We start from the raw sequence: 4,174 nt of genomic DNA on the forward strand, positions 1-4,174 counted from the left end.
GCGCGGATATTCTGGAAACGAACACATTCAATGGAACCCGCCTGTCTCAGAGCGATTATCAGATGGAGTCGCTGGTTCACGAGCTGAACTTGACCTCGGCACAACTCGCACGCGCTGTGGCGGACGAAATCACGGCCCTCACACCGGACAAACCGCGCTGGGTCGCCGGTGTTCTAGGGCCCACCAGCCGCACCTGTTCGATTTCGCCTGACGTCAATGATCCGGGCGCGCGGAATGTCACCTATGATGAACTGGTCGAAAATTATCTGGAATCAATCGACGGGCTGGTGCAGGGGGGCGTCGATCTGCTGCTGATTGAGACGATCTTTGACACGTTAAACGCCAAGGCTGCCGTGTTCGCCGTGCGGACTTATTTTCATCGTGAAAATATCGAACTCCCGATCATGATTTCCGGCACGATTACCGACGCATCGGGCCGTACGTTGTCGGGACAGACGACGGAAGCCTTCTGGAATTCACTGTCGCATGCCAGGCCATTCTCCATCGGTCTGAACTGTGCGCTGGGAGCCAAAGAGTTACGGCAGTACGTTCAAGAGTTGTCACGTGTGTCAGATACTTACGTGTCGGCTCACCCCAACGCAGGTCTGCCTAATGAATTTGGCGAGTATGATCAGTCGGCTGCCGAGATGGCAGAGATTGTCGATGAATTTGCGAAGAGCGGTTTTATTAATATTCTGGGCGGATGCTGCGGGACTACGCCCGCGCATATCAAGGCGATCGCGAAAGCGATGGAGAAGCATACTCCACGCAAAATACCGGAGATTGAACCCGCATTGCGACTTTCCGGTCTTGAGCCGTTCAATATCACAAAAGACAGCCTGTTTGTAAACGTCGGCGAACGGTGTAACGTCACCGGTTCTGCCCGTTTCAAAAAGCTGATTAAAGAAGATAAATACGACACTGCCCTCGAAGTCGCACTGCAACAGGTACAAAACGGCGCCGATGTGATGGACGTCAATATGGATGAAGGCATGCTCGATGCTGTCGCCGCCATGACGACTTTCCTGAATCTGGTCGCAACCGAACCGGATATCGCACGTGTCCCCGTAATGGTCGATTCGTCCAAGTGGCATGTCATCGAAGAAGGGCTCAAATGTATTCAGGGCAAGCCCATTGTAAACTCCATCAGCCTGAAAGAAGGCGAAACGGAGTTTCTGGAGAAGGCCCGCCTGTGCCAGCTTTACGGAGCCGCTGTGGTGGTAATGGCATTTGATGAGGAAGGGCAGGCGGATACGAAAAAACGAAAAATCGAGATCTGCGAACGCTCTTACCGGCTGCTCCTTGATCGTCTGGATTTTCCGCCCCAGGATATTATTTTCGACCCGAATATTTTCGCTGTCGCCACGGGTATTGAAGAACACAACAACTACGCGGTCGATTTTATTGAAGCGACCGCCTGGATCCGCCAGAACCTGCCACACGCCAGTGTTTCAGGCGGGGTCTCTAACGTGTCCTTCTCTTTCCGGGGAAACAATGCAGTTCGCGAAGCCATTCATTCCGTCTTTCTCTATTATGCCATTCAAGCGGGCATGAATATGGGCATTGTGAACGCCAGCCAGTTGGCCGTTTACGACGATCTGCCTGCTGAGCTCAAAGACCGGGTGGAAGATGTCATTCTGAACCGGACTCCTGAAGGCACAGAAGCACTGCTGGAAATCGCAGAACGCTACCGTGGAGATGGTTCGACGACTTCGGGCAAACAGGAAGATCTTTCCTGGCGCGAGTTGCCGGTTCAAAAACGGATTGAGCACGCACTGGTCAGAGGGATTTCGACGTATATCGTGGAAGACGCAGAACTGGCGCGGCAGGAAATGAGCCGTCCGCTGGATGTGATTGAAGGTCCGTTGATGGACGGCATGAATGTGGTTGGCGATCTGTTCGGCGCGGGCAAGATGTTCCTGCCTCAGGTTGTGAAATCGGCACGCGTCATGAAACAGGCTGTCGCCTACCTGCAGCCATTTATTGAAGCAGCCAAAACAGAAGCGAGCAAACCCAACGGTCGCATTCTGATGGCGACCGTGAAAGGTGATGTGCACGACATCGGCAAGAATATTGTCGGAGTCGTTTTACAGTGTAATAACTATGAGGTGATTGATCTCGGCGTGATGGTTCCCTGTGAGACAATTTTGAAAACGGCCCGTGAAAAGAAGTGCGACATCATCGGTCTGTCGGGGCTGATCACCCCGTCGCTGGATGAAATGGTCACGGTGGCCAGTGAGATGGAACGCCAGGGGATGGACCTGCCACTCCTGATCGGAGGGGCCACCACATCGAAAGCACACACGGCCGTCAAGATCGAGCCGCAGTATCATCGCAATCAGGTTGTATACGTGCCCGATGCTTCGCGTGCCGTTGGGGTCGCGTCGGCGTTATTGTCAGACGAGTTGCGTGATGAGTATGTGCAGAAAATTAAGGACGAGTATGTCACGGTTCGTGAAAGAGTGGCGAATCGAAAGCCGCAAGGCACGCTTGTGCCTTACGACGAAGCGGTGAATCAGGGTTTTCAAGCCGACTGGGAAAACTACACGCCGCCCGTACCCACATTTACCGGCACGAAAGTTCTTGAAGATTATCCGCTGGAAACTCTGGTCGAATATATCGACTGGACGCCGTTTTTTATCAGTTGGGATCTGGTCGGAAAATATCCGAAAATTCTCAATGATGAAGTCGTGGGAGAAGCCGCGCGTGACCTGTTTGCAGGCGCGCAGGAGATGCTCAAGAAAATTGTTGACGAAAAATTACTGACCGCCCGTGCCGTGATTGGATTCTGGCCTGCGAACTCTGTCAACGGGGATGATATCGAAGTCTATGATGATGTCAGTCGCAGTCAGGTGAAGGCGCGGTTACATCACATCCGTCAGCAGGTTCGCAAACGGGGGCAGGAAGAGAGCCCCCTTATGTCGCTGGCCGATTTTATTGCCCCGAAAGAGAGCGGGAAGACCGATTATATTGGTGGATTTGCGGTCACGGCCGGCATCGGGGCTGAAGAACTGGCTCTATCATACGCGCAGGCAAACGATGATTATAACAGCATCATGGTCAAGGCGCTGGCAGATCGACTGGCGGAAGCGTTCGCCGAACATCTGCACGAACGCGTCCGCAAAGAATTCTGGGGCTACAAGTCTGATGAAGCGATTGACAAAGAAGCCTTGATCAAAGAAGAGTATAGCGGCATCCGTCCTGCCCCCGGTTATCCCGCGTGTCCCGATCATACTGAAAAAGAGACACTGTTCAAGATGCTGAATGTCGAAAGTGAAATTGGCCTCAAGCTGACCGAGCATTTTGCGATGTACCCGGCGGCGGCTGTCTCCGGCTGGTATTTCTCTTATCCCGAGTCGCGTTATTTTCATACCGGGAAAATCGATAAAGATCAACTGGCATCACTGGCAGAACGCAAAGGGATGACTCTGGATGAATTAACGCGCTGGTTGCGCCCCGTGCTGCTGGACGATTAATGAAGCAACTGCGGAGCCCATTTATTTTGCACTTTGAATTTGCACGCCTCGTGCATGTTTCAGGTTGGGCTCCCATTTTCTGATTTCACCGCCGGGATTCTCCTCGGACTGTAATATTCTGCCGAAGACAAACCAGAAATCAGAGAGTCGGTTAAGGTACTGCGGCACCGCTGGATTAATCTCCTCCGCAATTTCCCAGACCTGTATCTCCGCCTGTCGTACGATGGTGCGAATCTCGTGCGACAGCAGAACGCGCAGGCTGCCCTGGGGAAGGATAAAGGAATCAAGTGGTTCCAGCGCCGGTGTAAGTTCGGAAATCAGTGCCGTCAATTCTTCGACTTTTTCCGCAGGAAAACGCGTCAGTGATTCACCCGGTTTGAAGGGAGTACACAAATCCGATCCCAGATCATACATTTCCTGCTGAAACGAATTGGCGAGTTGGGCCAGATCGATTTGACATTCCTGTGCGTTGGGTAATTGAAGACGGATCTGATCCTGATCGCATTCATGAATGAAGAACCCGAGCTTGACGGAAATTCGTTCGAGCAGAGCCAGTGCTTTAATGCGAGCGGAAGCTTTGGAGACGCGCGATCCGTCGTTCAGATAGGTTTGCCCCTGATCGCCCGTTTTGGTCACGATCATATTCAGATGGACTTTGCCTCGTTCTCTCATCAGTTATATCCCTGTTCGTATTGATT

General features: G+C 52.5%; 2 protein-coding genes. One reads left to right on the top strand and one right to left on the bottom strand.

Annotated features, from left to right (window positions below):
• Positions 1-3,476, top strand: a 3,476-nt coding sequence (gene metH, locus Q0294_RS18575) for a methionine synthase (protein ID WP_299468440.1), incomplete at its 5' end; no start/stop codon positions are given.
• Positions 3,477-3,497: 21 nt separating this feature from the next.
• Here the strand turns inward: metH and Q0294_RS18580 are convergent.
• A complete protein-coding gene (locus Q0294_RS18580; RefSeq protein WP_299468442.1) occupies positions 3,498-4,148 on the bottom strand; it encodes an ATP:cob(I)alamin adenosyltransferase in 651 nt (216 codons plus the stop codon).
• Positions 4,149-4,174 lie beyond the last annotated feature (26 nt).

It is taken from the genome of uncultured Gimesia sp., from assembly GCF_937919775.1.
Classification (GTDB): domain Bacteria; phylum Planctomycetota; class Planctomycetia; order Planctomycetales; family Planctomycetaceae; genus Gimesia.

What these genes read in the sequence shown, in the direction of transcription:
- Q0294_RS18580 (WP_299468442.1), bottom strand. Translation starts at nt 4,148, where the DNA reads ATGAGAGAACGAGGCAAAGTCCATCTGAATATGATCGTGACCAAAACG.